Source organism: Streptomyces sp. NPDC058289, assembly GCF_042880975.1.
GTDB lineage: Bacteria > Actinomycetota > Actinomycetes > Streptomycetales > Streptomycetaceae > Streptomyces > Streptomyces stoeckheimensis.
The window spans coordinates 18,070-36,331 of sequence record NZ_JBHVYI010000085.1; the positions used below are offsets into that span (position 1 = coordinate 18,070).

Consider the following 18,262-nt stretch of genomic DNA (forward strand, 5'->3'; position numbering starts at 1 on the left):
GGGCGTGGGAGGGGCCGGGGGGCAGGGGGAGGCCGTGGTGGCGGGGGTGCTGCGGGAGCGCCACCGGCTCGCGGCCGAGTTGCACGACACCGTGGCCCAGGGGCTGACCAGCATGCATTTGTTGCTCGACGCGGCCGACCGGGAGTGGACGCGGGAGCCGGGGCAGGCCCGGCTGCTGGTCCGGCAGGCGGCCGCTGCCGCGCGCGAGAACCTTGCCGAGGCCCGGCGGCTCATCCATGACCTGGCTCCGGTGGAACTGGAGCGGGCGGCGCTGGCCGATGTGCTGCGCGAGCTGTGCGCCGGGATGGACGGGGCCCGGTTCCGGCTGGAGGGGGAGCCCCGGGCGGTGCCGGGCAGGGTCGAGGCCGCGGTGCTGCGGGCGGCCCAGGGCGCCCTGGGCAACGTACGCCGGCACGCGCGGGCCTCCGTTGTCGTGGTGACGCTGACCTATCAGCCGTACGTTCTCGCGCTCGACGTGTGGGACGACGGCGTCGGGTTCGATCCGGCTGCTCCCGCTACCGCCGGGGGCCGGGGCGGGGACGGGCTGCGGCTGCTGCGCCGCCGCATCGCGTACCTGGGGGGTACGGCGACGGTGGAGAGCAGCCCGGGTGGGGGAGGGACGGTGGTGTCCGTCTGCCTGCCCGCTCCGGGGCCGGGGGAGGCGCAGGCACAGGCGCAGGGCCTGAGACCGGGGCCGGGGTCCGTATGACTCCGGTGCGGATCCTGTTGGTGGACGACCATCCCGTCGTGCGGGCGGGGCTGCGGGCGTTGTTGGGCGGGTGCCCCGAGTTCGAGGTGTGCGGGGAGGCCGCGGACGGGGGTGCCGCGCTGCGGATGGTGCGCGAGCTGGGGCCCGAGCTGGTGTTGATGGACATCCGGATGGGCCCGGGGATGTGCGGGGTGGAGACCACGCGGCGGATCGGGCGGATGCCCGCGCCGCCCCGGGTGGTCGTGCTCAGCAGCTACGAGTCCGATGCGTACGTAGTACGGGCCGTGGAGGCGGGTGTGGCGGGGTACCTGCTGAAGGGGTCCCCGCCCGACCTGTTGTTCCAGGCGCTGCGGACGGTGGCGGCGGGGGAGTCGGCGCTGTCGCCGTCGGTGGTCTCGCGGCTGATGAGCCGGTACCGGGCGCCGAGTGCGGCGCTGACGGCCCGGGAGACCGAGATCCTGGAGCTGATCGCGACGGGCCGCTCCAACCGGGAGATCGGATCGGCCCTGTTCATCAGCGGGACCACGGTCAAGACGCACCTCGTGCACGTCTACGAGAAGCTCGGGGTGGAGAACCGTACGGCGGCCGTGCGCGCGGCCGTCGACCGGGGACTCATCGGGCTGGGGTAGCCCGTGGGCCGGGCTAGTTCGGGTAGGTGATCTGGACCGCGGTGCCGTTGTACTGCCAGAGCGGGGAGAAGACGCGCTTGCGGATCTTCCAGACGCCCGCGGACTTCACGTACTCGTCGCGGTAGCGGATGCCGCGCACGACGACGGTCTCCGGGGCCGTGGCGGTGGCCGGGTAGACGAGCTGTGCGGTGGCGTGGCTGTCGCCGGTCGCGGTGTACCGGCCGGTGACGCGGATGTAGGCGTTGGCCGTGACGTGGGTGGAGTAGCCCCAGGCCGCCGCGCCGTCGAGGTTGGCGACGACCGCCTCGATGCCGGTCTTGACGATGCCGGCGGTGCCGTCGGGGTGGGCCATCACGGTGAGGACGGCGTCGTCGGTGAAGAGGGTCCGGAAGACCGTCTTGTCCTTGGTGTCCACGGCGAAGAGGTAGGTCTCGAGGAGGCGGTTGATCGCCAGCTCGTCCTCCGCCGAACCGGCCGGGCTGCCGTAGGCGGCGGTCGAGAGCTCCTCGGACGCGGCGGCGGTGGCGGGCGTCGCGGCAGCGAGGGCGCCGAGCCCGGCTACGGCGGCGCCGGTGCCCAGCATGGTGAGCATGCGGCGGCGTTCCGGGGCGAAATCGGTGGTCGGCATGGCGGGTTCCTCTCGACACGGCTGGTGGTGCCCGGGCCTGCTCGGGGCGGTCCGGGCACTGACGAGCCTGTCGTGTCGCCGCCCGCGGCGGATCGGCGCGGCGTACGAGCGCGATCTCGTACGGATGGACGATGTGATCCGTGCCGTGGGCGACGCCGTCAGGGCAGGAGGCGCTGCTCCTTGGCCACCGAGACCGCGCCCGCGCGGGTGTCGACGCCGAGCTTGTCGTAGATGCGGCCCAGGTGGGTCTTGACCGTGGCCTCGCTGATGAACAGGGCGCGGGCGATGTCGCGGTTGCCGAGGCCGCGGGCGAGCTGGCCGAGGATGTCGAGCTCACGGTCGGTCAGGGTGGGTCGGGTGCCCCGCATGTGGGCCATCACCCGGCTGGCGACGGGGGCGGAGAGCGTGGTGCGGCCCTGGGCCGCGGAGTGGATCGCGGCGAACAGTTCCTCCGGGCGTTCCGCCTTCAGGAGGTAGCCCGTGGCGCCCGCGCCGATCGCCCGGGTGATGTCCGCGTCGGTGTCGTACGTGGTCAGGACCAGGACGTGCGGGGGGTTCGGGGCGGCGGTGATGCGGCGGGTGGCCTCCACGCCGTCGATGCCCTCGCCGAGCTGGAGGTCCATCAGGACCACGTCGGGGCGGAGTTTGGCCGCGAGCGCGACGGCCTCCTCGCCGCTGCCCGCCTCGCCGAGCACCTCGATGTCCGGCTCGCTGCCGAGCAGGGCGAGCAGGCCGGCGCGGACCACGACGTGGTCGTCGCAGAGGAGGATCGTGGTCATGGGGTGGGCTCCAGGGGGATCGACGCCGACAGGACCGTGCCCTCGCCCGCGGTGGATTCGATGGTCAGGGTGCCGCCGAGCTGGCGGACGCGGGCGCGCATCGCGGGGAGGCCGTGGCCGCGTTCCCCGGCGGCGGCGCGCAGTTGGGTGAAGCCGTGGCCGTCGTCGGCCACGTCCAGGACGACCTGGTCGCCCAGGAAGCTCAGCGTGAGGGCCGCGGTACGGGCCCCCGAGTGCTCCCGTACGTTCGCCAGCGCGCCCTGCGCGATGCGCAGCAGCGCCTGCTCCGCACGGTCGGGGAGGCGGACCGGCGCGCCCTCCAGGTGGAAGCGGACCTCGATGTCCGGGCCCGCGCCCAGCGCGCGCAGGGCGTCCGGGAGGCCGGCGCCTTCGGCGAGTTCGGGCGGCGCGAGGTCGTGCACCAGGCGGCGGGCCTCGGCGAGGCCGCGTGCGGTGATGTCGGTGGCGGTACGGACGTGCGCGCGGGCGGTGCCCGGATCGGTGTCCCAGGTGCGCTCGGCTGCCTGGAGGAGCATCTGCTGGCTGGACAGGTGCTGGGCCAGGGTGTCGTGGATCTCCATCGAGAGGCGTTGGCGTTCGGCGAGGGTGCCGGCGCGGCGTTCGGTGGCGGCCAGTTCCCGGCGGGTGCGGATCAGGTCGTCGATCAGGGTGCGCTGGGCTGCCGCCTGGCGCTCCATGTGGACGAACACGGCGGTGGCGAGGGCGGCGACGGCGGGCGGGGCGAGGAGGAGGTTCGGGTCGAAGGGCTCGGAGCCCGTGGCCTGGGCGAGGCGGAGCTGCGCCGCCACGACGAACACGGTGAGCAGGGCCACGAGGACGACGGCCGCGCGGGGCGGGAGGGTGCGCAGGGCCGTGTAGAAGAGCGGTACGGCGCACCAGGCGAAGCTCGGCGCGAGGACGACGAGGACCACCCAGACGGCGACGACCAGGCCGAGCCAGATGAGGCGGCGCAGGGTGGGGGCGGCGCCGAGGGCGGGGCCGAGCACGTAGAGCAGGGCCAGGGTGATGCCGAGGGCGATGATCCACGGGGTGCGGGGTTCGTCGGGGTGGCGGAGGAGGAAGCGGGCCACGGAGGCGCCGAGGAGGAGGAAGAACGCGGTGTGCATGACCGTGGCGAGGGCGCGGGTGTCTTGGGTGGGTGGGGTGGTCGCCGGGCTCGGCGGGGGCGCGCTGGTCACGGGGTGCTCCTGAAGGGGTGGTGCGTTTGTCCATGGTGCCGGGTTGGTGTGTGGCGCGGGTTGGTGTGTGGTGCGGGTGGGTGTGTGGTGCGGGTGGGTGGGTGGCGCTGCGGGGCCGTCCCCTACCCACCCTTCCACCGTTCCCAGGGCTCCGCCCTGACCCGCTTCTGGGGCTCCGCCCCAGACCCCGGTCCTCAAACGCCGGACGGCTGGAGGGGCGCCGGAAGGGCCAGGTAAGCGCCCGGTGGGGGGTGGGCGCATCAGCCGATCGGTTGACCCTCGGGTCAACCGGTGGGGGTCGGCTTCGGAGCCGGTACGGGGACGGGGCGGCGGGGGTGGCGGGGAGAGGCTTGGAGCAACGGCAGGACAGCCCGCCGTGCCGACGTTCACAGGAGCAGCAGACATGAAGACCCGCACCCGCGTTCTCACCGGTACCGCCGTCGCCGTCGCCCTCGGCGCCGGAGCCCTCGGTGCGGTCAGCGCCAACGCCGCCCCGGCTTCCGCTCCGGCCGCCGCCCCCGCCGCCGTCGCGAAGAAGGACGGCAACAAGAAGAACTTCACCACCAGCACGCACCTCACCATCGACGCCGCGACCCGCGCCGCCCAGGCCGCGCTGGACGCCGCCGAGCAGGAGAACCAGAAGGTGACCGTCGCGGTGGTGGACCGCAACGGCAACACCATCGTCACCCTCCGCGGCGACGGCGCGGGCCCGCAGTCCTACGAGTCGGCGCAGCGCAAGGCCTACACCGCCGTGTCCTGGAACGCCCCGACCTCGGTGCTCGCCGGCCGCCTCGCGCAGACCCCGAACCTGAAGGACATCCCCGGCACCCTCTTCCTCGGCGGCGGCACCCCCGTCCAGGCCGACGGCGCCCCGGTCGCGGGTGTCGGCGTGGCCGGCGCCCCGAGCGGTGACCTGGACGAGAAGTTCGCCAAGGCCGGCGTGGACGCCCTCGCCAAGTAACGAGGACCAGCGTCGCGGGACGTAGTCTCGAACGCGTGGATCATCGCGTTCTCTCCCGCCTGGCCGCCCCCGCCGTCGCCACCCTGCTCGCCCTCTCCACGGGCTGTACGGGGGAGACCGTGCAGGGGCGGCCGGGTGCGTCGGGGGTGCGCGACCCGTTCTTCCCCAAGGCCGGCAACGGCGGTTACCAGGTCGAGCACTACTCCCTGGACCTCGACTACGACCCGGCCGACGGGCGGCTGCACGCCACGGCCGTGATCACCGCCCGTGCGGAGCAGGGGCTCAGCTCCTTCAACCTCGATCTCAGCGGACTCGCGGTGGAGGGCGTGAGCGTGCAGGGCGTCGGGGCCCGCTTCAACCGCACCGGCAACGAGCTGACGGTGCGCCCCGCCGAGGACCTGGAGGAGGGGGAGGTCTTCCGTACGGAGGTCGACTACTCCGGCCGGCCCGAGGTCGTCACCGACCCCGACGGGTCCGAGGAGGGGTGGATCGTCACCCCGGGCGGCAAGGGCGCGGTCGGTGTCGGCGAACCCGTCGGGTCGATGGCCTGGTTCCCCGGGAACCACCACCCGAGCGACAAGGCCACGTACGACATCACGGTGACCGTCCCCCGCGGGTACGAGGCCGTGTCCAACGGCGAGCTGCACTCCCGTACGGAGGAGGGCGACGGGCGGACCGTGTTCGCCTGGCACTCCGCGGAGCCGATGGCGAGCTACCTGGCGACCGTGGCCGTCGGGAAGTTCAAGGTGACGACCGGGCGGACCGCCTCAGGGATCCCCGTCTACACGGCGGTCTCGCCCGGGGAGGCGGCGGCGAGCGGGACGGTGCTCGCGCGGCTGCCCGAGATGGTGGAGTGGGGCATCGGGCGGTTCGGCCCGTACCCCTTCTCCGCGACGGGCGCGATCGTGCTGCCCGCGCACAGCCTCGGCTACGCCCTGGAGACGCAGACCCGGCCGGTGTTCCCGGGGGCGCCGGGCAGCGAGGAGCTGGTGTTGCACGAGCTGGCGCACCAGTGGTTCGGGGACTCGGTGTCGCCGAAGTCCTGGAAGGACATGTGGCTCAACGAGGGTTTCGCGACCTACGCCGAGTGGCTGTGGTCCGAGGACCACGGCGGGCCGACCGCGCAGCAGCACTTCGACGCCTACGTCGCCGGGGACACCCGCGTCGACGGGGAGGCGGGCTCGGACTGGGGCGCCTTCCCACCGGCCGCCCCGCGGAACCCGAAGGAGATCTCCGGGTCCCCGGTGTACGGGCGCGGGGCGATGGTCCTGCAGCGGGTCCGGCAGGAGGTCGGCGACGAGAAGTTCTTCGCCCTCGTACGAGGCTGGGCGGCCGACCACCGGCACGGGAACGCGAGCACGGCCGATTTCACCGCCTACGCGGAGGAGAAGACGGGCCGTGACCTGACGGAGGTCTGGGACGTGTGGCTGTACGGGAAGGACCGCCCGAAGGCACCGAAGGCACCGAAGGCCGCGAAGTCCCCGAAGGCGTCGACGACGCCGTAGCCCCCGCTTACAGCGCCTTGCGCAGGACCGTGCAGGGGCGGCCCCTCTCGCGGTCGGCGGCCCCCCGGCGCAGGGTGACGTAGCCCTGGGACTGCCAGAAGGCGAGGCCCTTCTCATTGGCGTCGAGCACAGCGATCCGTACGCCGGACCGTCCCGCGGCGCGGAAGCGGTCCTCGACCATGGCGACCACGGCGCGGCCGTAGCCCTCGCGGTGCGCGGTGGCGTCGATGAGCAGGAGGCCGATCCACGGATCGGGGTCCTCGGACGCCGGGTCAGGGTGGTGGGCGAGGGTGGCGGCCAGGCCTACGAGGCGTCCGGCGGAGCGGGCGAGGAGGACCTCGGCGCCCTCGTGGGCGAGCTCGTCGGCGAGGGCGGCGGCGACCTGCTCGACCGTGATGCGGCCGGGGTCGGGGAAATCGCCGCTGAGCTCGAAGAACGCGTGGTTGGTCGCGTAGAGCGTGGCGATTTCGGTGAGGACCGGGCCCGGCAGGGCGCCGTCCTCGACGGGAGCGAGCGGCAGGAGGATCACGTACCGAACGGTAGCGAAGCCCCCTCCCCGGACGGCCGGGAGGGGGCTCCAGCTGAGACGCGTCCTGGGACGCGGGCGATCAGGATCAGACGTTGACGCCGAAGTCCTGGGCGATGCCGGTCAGGCCGGAGGCGTAACCCTGGCCCACGGCGCGGAACTTCCACTCGGCGCCGTTGCGGTAGAGCTCGCCGAAGACCATGGCGGTCTCGGTCGCCGCGTCCTCGGAGAGGTCGTAGCGGGCGATCTCGACGCCGCCGGCCTGGTTCACGACGCGGATGTAGGCGTTGCGGACCTGGCCGAAGTTCTGGCTGCGGGTCTCGGCGTCGTAGATGGAGACCGGGAAGACGATCTTGTCCACGTCGGCGGGCAGGCCGGCGAGGTTGACGTTGATGGCCTCGTCGTCGCCCGCGCCCTCGCCGGTGCGGTTGTCACCGGTGTGGACGATGGTCTGGTCCGGGGTGGACTTGTTGTTGAAGAAGACGAAGTGGCCGTCGGAGACGACCTTGCCGAGCGCGTTGACCGCGATGGCGGAGGCGTCCAGGTCGAAGTCGACACCGGTGGTCGTGCGGGTGTCCCAGCCGAGGCCGACCGTGACGGCCGCGAGGCCCGGGGCCTCCTTGCTGAGCGAGACGTTTCCGCCCTTGGAGAGGCTTACTGCCATGGTGACTGGTGTCCCTTCCTAGTCTCACTTGGTCTCACTTGTCGTATCGACCGTGAGAGTGCCCAAGTTACCGCTGCCCTCCCTAACGCGGGGAGAGGGGCGCCAGGTTCCGCATTCGGGTAAATGTCCGCGATCCGGTCGGTACGGGTCGGAGTACCGGTCGGCGCACCGCTCGGCGTACCGGTCCGGGAAATGCGGGTGACGGGGTCGCGGCGGGCACGGATCATAGGGGGCATGCCTGGTCCCTATGTCATCCGCGGTTCGGTCGTGCTCCCCGAGGGCGAGCTCGCCTGGCGCTTTTCGCGGTCCTCGGGGCCGGGCGGCCAGCACGTGAACACCTCGGACTCGCGCGTGGAGCTCCTCTTCGACGTCGCGGCGACGAAGTCGCTGCCCGACGTGTGGAAGGAGCGGGCGCTGGAGCGCCTCGCGTCCCGGCTGGTCGACGGGGTGGTGACGGTACGGGCCTCCGAGCACCGCTCTCAGTTCCGCAACCGGGAGATGGCGCTGGTCCGGCTGACCGCACTGCTGGCCGAGGCCACGGCGCCGCCGCCGAAGGCGCGCCGGGCGACGAAGATCCCCCGGGGGATCAACGAGCGGCGGCTGCGCGAGAAGAAGGCCCGCGGCGAGACCAAGCGGGGCCGCAACGCGAAGGACTGGTAGCGCCGGGCCGGGTGACCGGGGCGGGTGACCGGGTCGGGTATCGCGGGACTGCCCCGGCGGGACTGCCCCGGACTCAGGGCGCCAGGTGCCGGTAGCGCCCCCGGAAGTACGTCAGCGGCGGGGAGTCGGGCGCAGGCTGGGCGGCGGTGAGGACGTGGCCGATGACCAGGGTGTGGTCGCCCGCCTCGACGCGGTTCTCCGTACGGCACTCCAGGGTGGCCAGCGCCCCCGACAGCAGCGGGGCGCCGGAGACGCCGCCGCGGGTGTAGGGCAGGTCGGCGAAGAGCAGCCGGTCGCTGATGCGGTTCTTCATCGAGAACCGGCTCGCGATCTGGAGCTGGTGGTCGGCGAGCACCGACACCGACCAGAGCGGCTGCTCGGCCAGCAGGTCGTCCATCCGGGAGCCCTCGCGCACGCTGACGAGGACCAGCGGTGGTTCGAGGGACACGGACATGAAGGCGGTCGCCGTCATGCCGACGTCCTCGCCGCGCGGGCCGCCGGCCGACAGGGGCGGCTCCTGTGCGGTGATCAGGCACACGCCCGCCGTCAGTCGGGACATCGCGGCCCGGAACTCGTCGTTGCTCACCCCCTCAGCATGGGGTGCGGGTGCGGAAAGTGGTGTCACGGGGGTCGTAAGGGGCACGGTCGCGACGCTACTGTCACCCCTCGCGCGGCGCATCGGGCGGAAGTCGGAGCAGCGCCCCCGCCCGTTGGCCTAGGCCTCCCGGGCCGTTCCGGCAGCTCCAGCCTCCCGGGACCACCGGGGGTCCCGGCGTATCGTTTGCTTCCGGGAACAGGTCGGACGAACCGGCCGGAATGAACCCGAGCGGGGCGACGCGGCGGCCACCTTTATTCATCTCATGTGACTTGAGTCACAGAGAGCAAGATTTGTTGACCCTGTGTACCTGCCGCACAGCTCACTGTGATTCAGTGGACGAGACACCGCAACGAAGCGCCGATGACAAACCTGGAGTTGCTGTCGAGGTCTCGGGGAGAGCGAGCAATGGAGACCGAGTCGGAGCCGTACGTCCGTCTTGCGACCCTGCGGCAGCTGCACCGGGTGGTGGCCGAGCTCAATACGGCCCGGAGCCTGGCGGACACCCTGCAGACCGTCGTCGACGGCATCGTCCTCGGCCTCGGCTACGAACTCGCCTGCGTCAACCTCGTTCGCCCCGACGGTGATCTGGTCGTCGCCGCCTTCGCGGGAGACCCCGCCGCAGAAGCCCTGATCACCGGCCGCGTCGGCTCGCGCGCCTCCTGGGAACGCCGCCTGACGATGGGCGAGAACTGGGACGGCCTGCGCTTCATCCCGCACACCGAGGGCTGGGTCCTCGTCGAGGACGACGTCCCGCAGTGGCACACGGAGGGCCCCGACCCGCGGTTCGAGGACGAGTGGCACCCCGAGGACCGGCTCTACGCCCCCATGTACGCCTCCGGCGGCGAACTGCTCGGCGTGGTTTCCGTGGACCGCCCGCGCAACGGCCGCCGGCCCGGCGCCTGGGGCCGCGAAGCGCTCCAGATGTACGCCTTCCAGGCCGCGATTGCCATCAGCAACGCACGGCTCCGCGCCAACATGCAGCGGGCCCTGGTCCGCCTGGAGCGCGAACAGCAGGCCCTGCGCGCCAGTGAAGAGTCCTTCCGCCAGGCCTTCGAGTACGCGCCGAGCGGCATGGCCATCGCCGAGATGGGCGGCGACCAGCACGGCCGCCTGCTGCGCACCAACGACGCGCTGTGCCGGCTGCTGGGACGGCCCGCCTCCGTGCTGCGCCGGTACTCCTTCTCCGACCTCGTGCACCCCGAGGACATCGGCACCCTGCTGCGCACCTCCGCCGAGGGCGGCCGCGCCGAGCTCAGACTCGGCCGGCGCGACGGTACGTACGTCTGGGTCTCGCTGCGCAACTCCGTCGTCGCCGATGCCGCCGACGGGCCGCGCTTCCTGCTCACGCACGTCGAGGACATCGAGGAGCGCAAGCGGCACGAGCTGCAGCTCGCCCACCGGGCCAGCCACGACTCGCTGACCGGCCTGCCCAACAGCGCCGAGCTCCGCTCCCGGCTCGGGGCCCGGCTCTGTCGCCGCCCGCAGTCGGTGCGCGCCACCGCCGTGGAGGCGCTGGACGCCGCCTTCGAGACCCGGCCCGCGGTGGAAGGGGAGCCGGGCGAGCACGGGTTCCGGCCCGACGGCTTTCCCGAGCCCTTCGAGTTCCCCGGCGGCATGGGCGGGCCCGGTGGCGCGGGCGGCGGCTCGGCCGCGGTGGGCCCGTACGACCACCACGTGCACACGGTGGCGCCGGCGACGGACATCGACGACGGTACGAAGGGGCTCGCGGTGCTCTTCTGCGACCTCGACGGGTTCAAGTCGATCAACGACCGGTTCGGGCACCACACCGGCGACGCGGTCCTGATCGAGGTGGCCCGGCGGCTGACGACCGGTGTCCGGGACGGGGACACGGTGGCCCGGCTGGGTGGTGACGAGTTCGTCGTCCTCGCCGACGGGCTGGGGGCCGCCGACGCCGCCGACCTCGCCGTGCGGCTGCGCAACGCCATCATCCCGCCGATCCGGGTCGACGGCCGCGCGGTCCGCGTGGGAGCCAGTTTCGGCATCGGCTGGGCGAGCTGCGGCATGTCGGCAGATGAGGTGCTGCGCTCCGCCGACCAGCGCATGTACATCGAGAAGCGGTCCCGTTCGAAGGCACACCGCAGGGCCGGGTAAACTCTCGGGCCGTCCGTGGGCGCACCTGTTCGGGGTAGGCTCCCCGGGGTCGAAAGGAGTGACCTGCGATGACGACGCCCGCGAACCACGGCCCGAACAACGGGGCGAACCAGCCCGAGGATGACGACCCGTTCGGCTACCTCTACGAGGACGGCCAGGCCGCGGGGGCCACCCCGCCCGGGCAGGGCGGCGGATACGGCTACCCGGGACCGGCGGGCGGCGCTCAGCCGGGCGTGCCCCGGACCTCGTACAACCAGGTCCGCACCGTCGGTGACCGGCCCTACGGCGGCCAGCGCGGGCAGGTTCCGCAGCAGCAGCCCCCGGCCTACCAGGCGCAGTACCAGGCCCCCGAAGCGCTCCAGGCGGGCGGCTACGGCGTTCCGCCGCAGCAGCAGCCCCCGCAGTACACCCAGTCCGTTCCGCTGCCGGGCTCCGGCGGTGGGCACGGCGGCGGCGGGTCCAGCCGCAAGGGCATGCTCATCGCGGCCGTCGCGGTGGTCGCCGCGGTGGCGATCGGCATCGGCGCGGCGGTGATCTTCGGCAAGCAGGACGACGCCGACAAGAACAAGAACACCGCGAACACGGGCCAGAGCCCGTCGGCACCCGCCCAGAACACCCCCTCGGGCCAGCCGAGCGGCTCCGCGTCACCGGACGCTCCGCTGCCCAAGGGCGACGCGGGCGGCTCCGGCATGGTGATCAGCGGTGGCGCCAAGCTGGAGAGCGCGGTGCCGGGTGCCAAGAGCGCGGGCGGCCAGTACGTCGGCGGCTTCACCCAGCAGGGTGCTGCCGTGACCTGGACGCTCGAGGTTCCCAAGACCGGCGAGTACACCTTCCGGATGTACTACGGCGTGCCGGGCAAGGACGCCAACATGACGCTGGCGATCAACGAGACCGTGCAGACCCGGCCGATCAACATGAAGAACTTCGCGAAGGCCGCCGAGGGTGCCTGGGACAAGGGCTGGACCAACACCTACTCGTACGTGAACCTCAAGCAGGGCACGAACACCATCAAGATCTCCTGCGAGTCGGGCAACTCCTGCGAGGCGGTCATCGACCAGTTCGTCCTCGAGAAGCGCTGACCGACCCGGCGCACGCCGGCGTACGGGCCTAGCCCTCCGTGACCTTCACCGACCCCCGTACCTCCTCGTAGGTGCGGGGGTCGAAGTCTCCCGCCGTGGGGGACGCGACCGTGGCTGCCGAGAGGGCCACCGCGCGGGTCAGGCGGTCCGGCCAGTCCAGGCCTTCGGTGAGGGCCGAGAGCAGGCCCGCGACCGCAGAGTCGCCGGCGCCGGTGGGGTTGCCCGCCAGGGTGCGGGGCGGGGCCGCCCGCCAGGTGCCGCGGGCGGTGGCGGCGAGCAGTCCGGCCGGTCCGAGCGAGGTGACCACCGCGTGGGCCCCGCGCCGGCGGGCGTCGCGGGTGGCGGGGAGCGGGTCGCGGGACCCGGTCAGCTCGGCGAGCTCGGCGGCGTTCGGTTTGATCACGTCGGGGCGGGCGGCGACCCCGCGGCGCAGGGCCTCGCCGCTGGTGTCGAGGAGGACGGGCACGCCGGCCGCGCGGGCCGCCCGTACGAGGGTGGCGTAGGCCCCCACGGGCACGCCCGGCGGCAGGCTGCCGCACAGGGCCACCGCACGGGCTCCGCCCGTCAGCAGGGCCTCGTAGCGGGAGAGGAACCCGGACCACTCGGCGGCGGTGATCAGCGGGCCGGGTTCGTTGAACTGCGTGGTGTCCCCGGAGGCCTCGTCGACGACGGCCAGGGTGCGGCGGGTGGTGCCCGCGCAGGGGACCAGCTCGTCGCGGACGCCGGGGGAGCCGGCGAGCAGCTCGCGTACGAGGGCTCCCGTGGGGCCGCCGGCGAAGCCGGTCGCGGTGACCTCGTTGCCGATCGCGGCGAGCACGCGGGCCACGTTCAGGCCCTTGCCGCCGGGGCGTTCGGTGACCTCGGTGACGCGGTGGGAGGCGTGCGCGAGCAAGCGCGGTACGCGGTAGGTGACGTCGAGCGCGGTGTTGAGCGTCACGGTCAGGATCATGACGGGCCCCGGTCTCGGTGTGTGCCGCCTCGTGCGGGGCAACAGCATGCCAAATGGAGGAGCGGTCGGCCCAGTACCCCGGGCCGACCGCTTGTTCCGCTCAGCTCTTGGCGGCGAGCGGGTTCACGATCCATTCGCCGCGCCGCATGACGCCCCGGACGTCGAAGGCGGAGTCGAGGACGACGAGGTCCGCGTACTTGCCGGGCTCCAGCGAGCCGACCCGGTCGTAGACGCCGATCAGCTTGGCCGGGTTGGCGGAGATCGCCTGGACCACGGACTCGACGGGGAGCTTGTCGAGGGTGACCGACCGCTTGAAGGCGGTGTCCAGGGTGAGGGTGGAGCCCGCGATGGAGCCGCCCTCGACGAGGCGGGCGACGCCCTCCTTGACCTCGACCTCCAGCGGGCCGAGGTGGTAGATCCCGTCGCCGAAGCCGGCCGCGTCCATCGCGTCGGTGATCAGCGCCACTCGGTTCGCGCCCGCGTGGTGGAAGGCCAGCTCCAGCATGGCCGGGTGCAGGTGGGTGCCGTCGTTGATCAGCTCGACGGTGACCCGCTCGTCCTCCAGCAGGGCCGCGATGGGGCCGGGGGCGCGGTGCTCCAGGCCCGGCATCGCGTTGTAGAGGTGGGTGGCCACGGTCGCGCCGGCCTCGATGGCTTCGAGGGTCTGCTCGTAGGTGGAGTCCGTGTGGCCGATCGCGGCGATGACCCCGTGCTCGGCGAGCAGCCGTACGGAGTCCAGGCCGCCCGGGAGCTCGGTGGCGAGGGTGAACATGCGGGCGGCGCCGTGCGAGGCGTCGATCAGCTTGCGGACCTCGGCCGGGTCGGGGTCGCGCAGGAGGTCTTCCTTGTGCGCGCCCTTGCGGCAGGGGTTGATGAAGGGGCCCTCGAAGTGGATGCCCGCGATGTCGCCCTGCTGGGTCAGCTCGGCGAGCAGTCCGGCGCGGCGGGCGAGCTCGTCCAGGTCGCCGGTGACGGTGGAGGCGACCAGGGTGGTGGTGCCGTGCTCGCGGTGGGTCCGTACGCCCTTGAGCACCTCCTCGGCGGTGCCGGAGGTGAAGGAGGCACCGCCGCCGCCGTGGTTGTGCATGTCGACGAAGCCGGGGACGATCCAGTGCCCGGTCAGGTCGAAGACGGCCGCGTCCTCGTGGGCGCTGCCGGCGATGCGGTCGCCGTCGACGATCAGGCGGCCGCCCTTGACGATGCCCGTGGGCAGCACCACGTCGGCGCCGGAGAGAACGGTGCTACGGCCCACATGTGCGCTTCCGGACATCAGGCAGGTACCTCCGTGGCGAGTAGATCCCAGGCGAGCAGCCCTGCACCCAGGCATCCGGCGGTGTCCCCGAGGGCCGCCGGAACGATGGGGGGCAGCCGCTGGAACGTCACGCGTTCCTCGACGGCCGTCCGTAGTGGTGTGAACAAGGTTTCCCCGGCCTCGGCCAGTCCGCCACCGATGATCAGCGTGCGCGGGTCCAGCAGGGTGATCGCGGTGACCAGCCCGTCGGCCAGGGCGCCGATGGCGGCGAGCCAGACCTCCCGGGCGCGCTCGTCGCCGGACTCCACGGCCTTGGCGCAGTCCGCGGCGTCCGCCTCGGGGTCGCCGGAGGCGGCCGCCCAGGCGCGGCTGACGGCGGAGGCGGACGCGAGGGTCTCCAGGCAGCCGCGCTGGCCGCAGCCGCAGGCGGGGCCGCCGGGGCGGACCACGATGTGGCCGATCTCGCCCGCGTACCCGTGCGCACCGGCCTCGATGCGGCCGGCGATGCCGATGGCTCCGGCGATGCCGGTGCCGAGGGGGACGAACAGGAAGCGGTCGGCGCCGCGGCCCGCGCCGATGCGGCCCTCGGCGAGTCCGCCCGTGCGGACGTCGTGGCCGAGGGCGACCGGGATGCCGCCGAGGCGTCTGCCGAGCAGTTCGCGCATGGGGACGTCGCGCCAGCCCAGGTTCGCCGCGTAGACGGCGATCCCGTTCTCGGCGTCGACGATGCCGGGGACGGCCACGCCGGCCGCGGAGGCGGTGGTGGCGAAGCGTTCCCGGCCGAGGTCGAGGAGCTCGGCGGCGAAGTCCTGGATCGCCTCGACGACGGCTTCGGCGCCCCGCTCACGACCGGTGGCGCGGCGCGCCTCGTGGAGCAGGGTGCCGTCGGCGGCGACGAGGGCGGCCTTCATCCCAGTGCCGCCCACATCGAGGGCGATGACGTGTTTCACGGGTTTCACGGGTGACAGTCTCGCGTGATCGGAGGGCAAAGGTCTAGTCCACTGAGAGGGATTGTTGAGTGGCCATACAAATTCAGGACCTTCGTCGGTGGGCGGGCCGGTACGCGGGTCCGCACGTGTGTGCGCGTGCGGGCCCGAACGTGGGTCCGTACGTGTGCGCGCGTGCAGGCCGTGTGCACGTTTGGGCCCGGATGTTGACCAGGCTCAAAAGTGGTGTAGACCTTTACGCGAATCGTACGGAACAACCTGGGGTGGAACGAGAACTGTGAAGGCCCGAACTGTCCAGGCCAGAAGGCTGAACCTCGCCGCGTCCGGCCTCGCACTGTGCCTGACCACCGTGACGCTGACCGGCTGCGGCGCCGTGTCGGGTCTCGCAGGGGACAACGAGGTCACCCTCAAGGTCGTGGCGGCCGACTACGGGGACAAACCGGAAAACTCCTCCAAGCCGTACTGGAAGGAGCTCGCCACGTCCTTCGAGAAGAAGCATCCCGGCATCAAGGTCCAGGTCGACGTCTACTCCTGGTCCGAGGTCGACGCCAAGGTCGCCGAGATGGTCAAGGCCGGCGAGGCCCCCGACATAGCCCAGATCGGTGCCTACGCCGACTACGCCGCCGAGGGCAAGCTGTACTCCGCCGACGAGCTGCTCTCGGTGACCACCGAGGCCGACTTCCTCGCGCCGCTCGCCGACGCGGGCAAGGTCAGGCGCAACCAGTACGGCCTGCCCTTCGTGGCCAGCACCCGGCTGATGTTCTACAACGAGAAGCTGTTCGCCGACGCCGGCATCATCCCCAAGGACGGCAAGACCCCCTGGCAGCCCAAGAGCTGGGCCGAGCTGGAGGCCGCCGCCAAGAAGCTCAAGGCGGCCGGAGTCCCGACCCCCCTCGCGCTGCCCCTGGGCCGCGAGGAGGCGCAGGCCGAGACGATGCAGTGGCTGCTCGCGGGCGGCGGAGGCTACGCCGACAACGAAGAGCAGTACTCGATCGACTCGGCGGACAACGTCAACACCCTGGAGTTCCTGCGCGACAAGCTCGTCGGCGCGGGCCTGACCGGCCCCGTCGAACCGGCCAAGCTGGACCGCCAGGCCGCCTTCGACGCCTTCTCGCGCGGCGAGGTCGGCATGCTCAACGGGCACCCGACGCTGCTCAAGCAGGCCGCCGCGAAGGGCGTGAAGTACGGCATGACCCCCATGCCGACCGCCGACGGGGCCGGCCACCCGACGATGGGCGTCGCCGACTGGGTGATGGCCTTCAAGACCGGCCACCAGACGCAGTCGGGGAAGTTCCTGGACTTCCTGTACGAGGCGAACAACGTGACGGCCTTCACCGAGAAGTACGACCTGCTCCCGGTCACCACCAGTGGCTCCCGGGCGATGGAGGCCTCCTCGGGAGCCTCCTCGGCGGAACTGAAGACCTTCCTGCACGCGCTGCCCAACGCGCGGCTCTACCCGGTGGGCAAGAAGTCCTGGGCGGCCGTGAGCGAGGACGTCAAGAAGAACATCGGCAAGGCCGTGCAGCCCGGCGGACAGCCCGAGAAGATCCTCGGGGACCTCGCGGAGATGGCGCGCAAGGCGGAACCCCGCTGATCTGCCCGGGTCGGCCCGGGTCGGCCCCGGGCAGTGCTGATCAGGCTGATCGGCGTCGACCGGCGTCGACCGGCGCCGGCCGGGGGCTGTCGGAGGGCGGAGTTAACCTGGCCGTATGACGGACGCGGACGAGAGGCCGCCGGCCGGGCTGAGCGCCGACGAAGCGGCCGTACTGGCCTACGAAGGCCGCACCTGGCCCGGGCCGGGCGCCAAGGAACGGGCCATAAGGGAAGGACTGGGGATGCCCCCGGTCCGGTACTACCAGCTGCTCAACGCGCTGATGGACGATCCCAGGGCGCTGGAGCACGCACCGGGCACCGTGAACCGCCTGCGGCGCATCCGGGAGGCCCAGCGGGCCCGGCGGTAGTGGCAGTGGCCCGCGCCATAGCCGTGGCCCGGCAGGGCCGTTAGGGTCGTGCGTATGGGGAGCCATCCGCACGATCTGCCGATGCCCGTCACCAGCGCCGGACGCGAGGGACTGGCAGCCCTCCTCCGCGCACCGCGCCGCTCCGTCGTCGCCCTCGACTTCGACGGCACACTCGCCGACATCGTCCCCGACCCCGACCAGGCACGGGCCCACCCCGGAGCCGTTCCCGCGCTCGCCGCCCTCGCCCCCGAGGTCGGCTCCATCGCGGTCGTCACCGGCCGGCCGGCCGGGGTCGCCGTCCGCTACGGGGGCTTCGCCGGGGTCCCCGGACTGGAACACCTGGTGGTGCTCGGGCACTACGGAGCCGAGCGCTGGGACGCCGTGAGCGGCATCGTGCACGCTCCGGCCGAGCATCCGGGGGTGGCGGCGGTCCGGGCGGAGCTGCCCGGGTTCCTGGACGCGATCGGCGCGTGGCGCGGGACGTGGATCGAGGAGAAGGGCCGGGCGCTGGCCGTCCACACCCGCCGTGCGGCGGACCCGGAAGCGGCCTTCGCGGCCCTGCGCGAGCCCCTGGCGGGGCTGGCGGCCCGACACGGCCTGATGGTCGAACCGGGACGGGCCGTACTGGAGCTGCGGCCGCCCGGGATGGACAAGGGCGTCGCCCTCACGGAGTACCTCGCGGAGGTGGGGGCGGAGGCCGTGCTCTACGCCGGGGACGACCTGGGGGACCTGGCGGCGTACTCGGCGGTCGAGAAGCTGCGGGCCGGGGGCATGCCGGGGCTGCTGCTGTGCAGCGGCTCGGCGGAGGTCCCGGAACTCGCCGCCCGCGCGGACCTGGCCCTGTCCGGCCCGTCGCAGGTCGTCACCTTCCTGTCCGCGCTGGCCGCGGCGCTGGCCGCACGTCCCTCTTAACGCGCCGCTCGCGCGGCTCGGCCCTGGCGGGCCCCCGGCTTCGCCCCGCTGCGCCGGACTCCGTCCGGCGGGGGCTGATCGGTGTGCCCGCCACTGCCGCCTGGTGCGTGGCCGGTGGGCGGGTGCGGCGCCGTTGCCGGGGGCCTGCCCCCGGACCCCCGCTCCTCAAACGCCGGAGGGGCTGGGTACATC

19 protein-coding genes are annotated in these 18,262 nt (G+C 72.9%); 10 read left to right on the top strand and 9 right to left on the bottom strand.

Annotated elements, in window-relative coordinates:
* Nucleotides 1-4: 4 nt before the first annotated feature.
* Both ACFVX6_RS32075 and ACFVX6_RS32080 read left to right on the top strand, forming a co-directional pair.
* Nucleotides 5-709: a sensor histidine kinase gene (locus tag ACFVX6_RS32075; RefSeq protein WP_389697432.1), complete on the top strand. Its 705-nt coding sequence runs from the start codon at nt 5-7 to the stop codon at nt 707-709.
* Entirely contained in the window at nt 706-1,338 is a 633-nt protein-coding gene (locus ACFVX6_RS32080) for a response regulator (protein WP_389697434.1), read from the top strand. Before ACFVX6_RS32075 ends, ACFVX6_RS32080 begins: the two co-directional genes overlap by 4 nt.
* A 13-nt stretch (nt 1,339-1,351) precedes the next feature.
* Here the strand turns inward: ACFVX6_RS32080 and ACFVX6_RS32085 are convergent, their stop codons facing one another.
* The 3 genes from ACFVX6_RS32085 to ACFVX6_RS32095 all read right to left on the bottom strand — a co-directional run bounded on the left by ACFVX6_RS32085 (nt 1,352) and on the right by ACFVX6_RS32095 (nt 3,872).
* The gene (locus tag ACFVX6_RS32085; RefSeq protein ID WP_389697436.1) at nt 1,352-1,966 is read right to left on the bottom strand and encodes a nuclear transport factor 2 family protein; all 615 of its coding nucleotides are present in this window, start codon (nt 1,964-1,966) and stop codon (nt 1,352-1,354) included.
* 158 nt (nt 1,967-2,124) lie between these two features.
* Nucleotides 2,125-2,745: a response regulator transcription factor gene (locus ACFVX6_RS32090; protein WP_030718826.1), complete on the bottom strand. Its 621-nt coding sequence runs from the start codon at nt 2,743-2,745 to the stop codon at nt 2,125-2,127.
* Complete coding sequence (locus ACFVX6_RS32095; protein ID WP_389697465.1) at nt 2,742-3,872, bottom strand: sensor histidine kinase; 1,131 nt, start codon at nt 3,870-3,872, stop codon at nt 2,742-2,744. The genes ACFVX6_RS32090 and ACFVX6_RS32095 overlap by 4 nt, the downstream gene beginning before the upstream one ends.
* 475 nt (nt 3,873-4,347) lie before the next feature.
* Between ACFVX6_RS32095 and ACFVX6_RS32100 the strand changes: the two genes are divergently transcribed.
* Nucleotides 4,348-4,905 carry a heme-binding protein gene (locus ACFVX6_RS32100; protein ID WP_389697438.1) on the top strand — a complete coding sequence of 186 codons (558 nt, stop codon included), beginning with the start codon at nt 4,348-4,350 and terminating at the stop codon, nt 4,903-4,905.
* 35 nt (nt 4,906-4,940) lie between these two features.
* Nucleotides 4,941-6,410: a M1 family metallopeptidase gene (locus ACFVX6_RS32105; RefSeq protein WP_389697440.1), complete on the top strand. Its 1,470-nt coding sequence runs from the start codon at nt 4,941-4,943 to the stop codon at nt 6,408-6,410.
* A 7-nt stretch (nt 6,411-6,417) separates the two neighbouring features.
* Here ACFVX6_RS32105 and ACFVX6_RS32110 read toward each other — a convergent pair whose 3' ends face one another.
* Both ACFVX6_RS32110 and ACFVX6_RS32115 read right to left on the bottom strand, forming a co-directional pair.
* A complete protein-coding gene (locus tag ACFVX6_RS32110) occupies nt 6,418-6,939 on the bottom strand; it encodes a GNAT family N-acetyltransferase (RefSeq protein WP_389697442.1) in 522 nt (173 codons plus the stop codon).
* Between the two features lie 85 nt (nt 6,940-7,024).
* Nucleotides 7,025-7,600, bottom strand: a complete 576-nt coding sequence (locus tag ACFVX6_RS32115) for a TerD family protein (RefSeq protein WP_250744549.1) — start codon at nt 7,598-7,600, stop codon at nt 7,025-7,027.
* 234 nt (nt 7,601-7,834) lie between these two features.
* On the opposite strand from ACFVX6_RS32115, the gene arfB reads away from it, so the two are divergent.
* Nucleotides 7,835-8,260: an alternative ribosome rescue aminoacyl-tRNA hydrolase ArfB gene (gene arfB, locus ACFVX6_RS32120; RefSeq protein ID WP_389697444.1), complete on the top strand. Its 426-nt coding sequence runs from the start codon at nt 7,835-7,837 to the stop codon at nt 8,258-8,260.
* Between the two features lie 73 nt (nt 8,261-8,333).
* Here arfB and ACFVX6_RS32125 read toward each other — a convergent pair whose 3' ends face one another.
* Nucleotides 8,334-8,939 carry a flavin reductase family protein gene (locus tag ACFVX6_RS32125; protein WP_389697446.1) on the bottom strand — a complete coding sequence of 202 codons (606 nt, stop codon included), beginning with the start codon at nt 8,937-8,939 and terminating at the stop codon, nt 8,334-8,336.
* 324 nt (nt 8,940-9,263) lie between these two features.
* Between ACFVX6_RS32125 and cdgB the strand changes: the two genes are divergently transcribed.
* Nucleotides 9,264-10,970, top strand: a complete 1,707-nt coding sequence (gene cdgB, locus ACFVX6_RS32130; RefSeq protein ID WP_389697448.1) for a diguanylate cyclase CdgB — start codon at nt 9,264-9,266, stop codon at nt 10,968-10,970.
* A 68-nt stretch (nt 10,971-11,038) separates the two neighbouring features.
* Complete coding sequence (locus ACFVX6_RS32135) at nt 11,039-12,049, top strand: CBM35 domain-containing protein (protein WP_389697450.1); 1,011 nt, start codon at nt 11,039-11,041, stop codon at nt 12,047-12,049.
* Nucleotides 12,050-12,077: 28 nt separating this feature from the next.
* Here ACFVX6_RS32135 and ACFVX6_RS32140 read toward each other — a convergent pair whose 3' ends face one another.
* From ACFVX6_RS32140 to ACFVX6_RS32150, 3 genes are all read right to left on the bottom strand, one after another.
* The gene (locus tag ACFVX6_RS32140; RefSeq protein ID WP_389697452.1) at nt 12,078-12,998 is read right to left on the bottom strand and encodes a 1-phosphofructokinase family hexose kinase; all 921 of its coding nucleotides are present in this window, start codon (nt 12,996-12,998) and stop codon (nt 12,078-12,080) included.
* Nucleotides 12,999-13,098: 100 nt separating this feature from the next.
* Nucleotides 13,099-14,268, bottom strand: coding sequence for an N-acetylglucosamine-6-phosphate deacetylase (nagA, locus tag ACFVX6_RS32145; protein ID WP_389697454.1), 1,170 nt, complete (start codon nt 14,266-14,268; stop codon nt 13,099-13,101).
* Nucleotides 14,268-15,200: an ROK family protein gene (locus ACFVX6_RS32150; RefSeq protein WP_389697467.1), complete on the bottom strand. Its 933-nt coding sequence runs from the start codon at nt 15,198-15,200 to the stop codon at nt 14,268-14,270. The genes nagA and ACFVX6_RS32150 overlap by 1 nt, the downstream gene beginning before the upstream one ends.
* Nucleotides 15,201-15,474: 274 nt before the next feature.
* On the opposite strand from ACFVX6_RS32150, the gene ACFVX6_RS32155 reads away from it, so the two are divergent.
* From ACFVX6_RS32155 to otsB, 3 genes are all read left to right on the top strand, one after another.
* Nucleotides 15,475-16,791: an extracellular solute-binding protein gene (locus tag ACFVX6_RS32155; RefSeq protein ID WP_389697456.1), complete on the top strand. Its 1,317-nt coding sequence runs from the start codon at nt 15,475-15,477 to the stop codon at nt 16,789-16,791.
* A gap of 115 nt (nt 16,792-16,906) precedes the next feature.
* The gene (locus ACFVX6_RS32160) at nt 16,907-17,158 is read left to right on the top strand and encodes a DUF3263 domain-containing protein (protein ID WP_250744542.1); all 252 of its coding nucleotides are present in this window, start codon (nt 16,907-16,909) and stop codon (nt 17,156-17,158) included.
* Between the two features lie 54 nt (nt 17,159-17,212).
* Nucleotides 17,213-18,070: a trehalose-phosphatase gene (otsB, locus tag ACFVX6_RS32165; protein ID WP_389697459.1), complete on the top strand. Its 858-nt coding sequence runs from the start codon at nt 17,213-17,215 to the stop codon at nt 18,068-18,070.
* Nucleotides 18,071-18,262 lie beyond the last annotated feature (192 nt).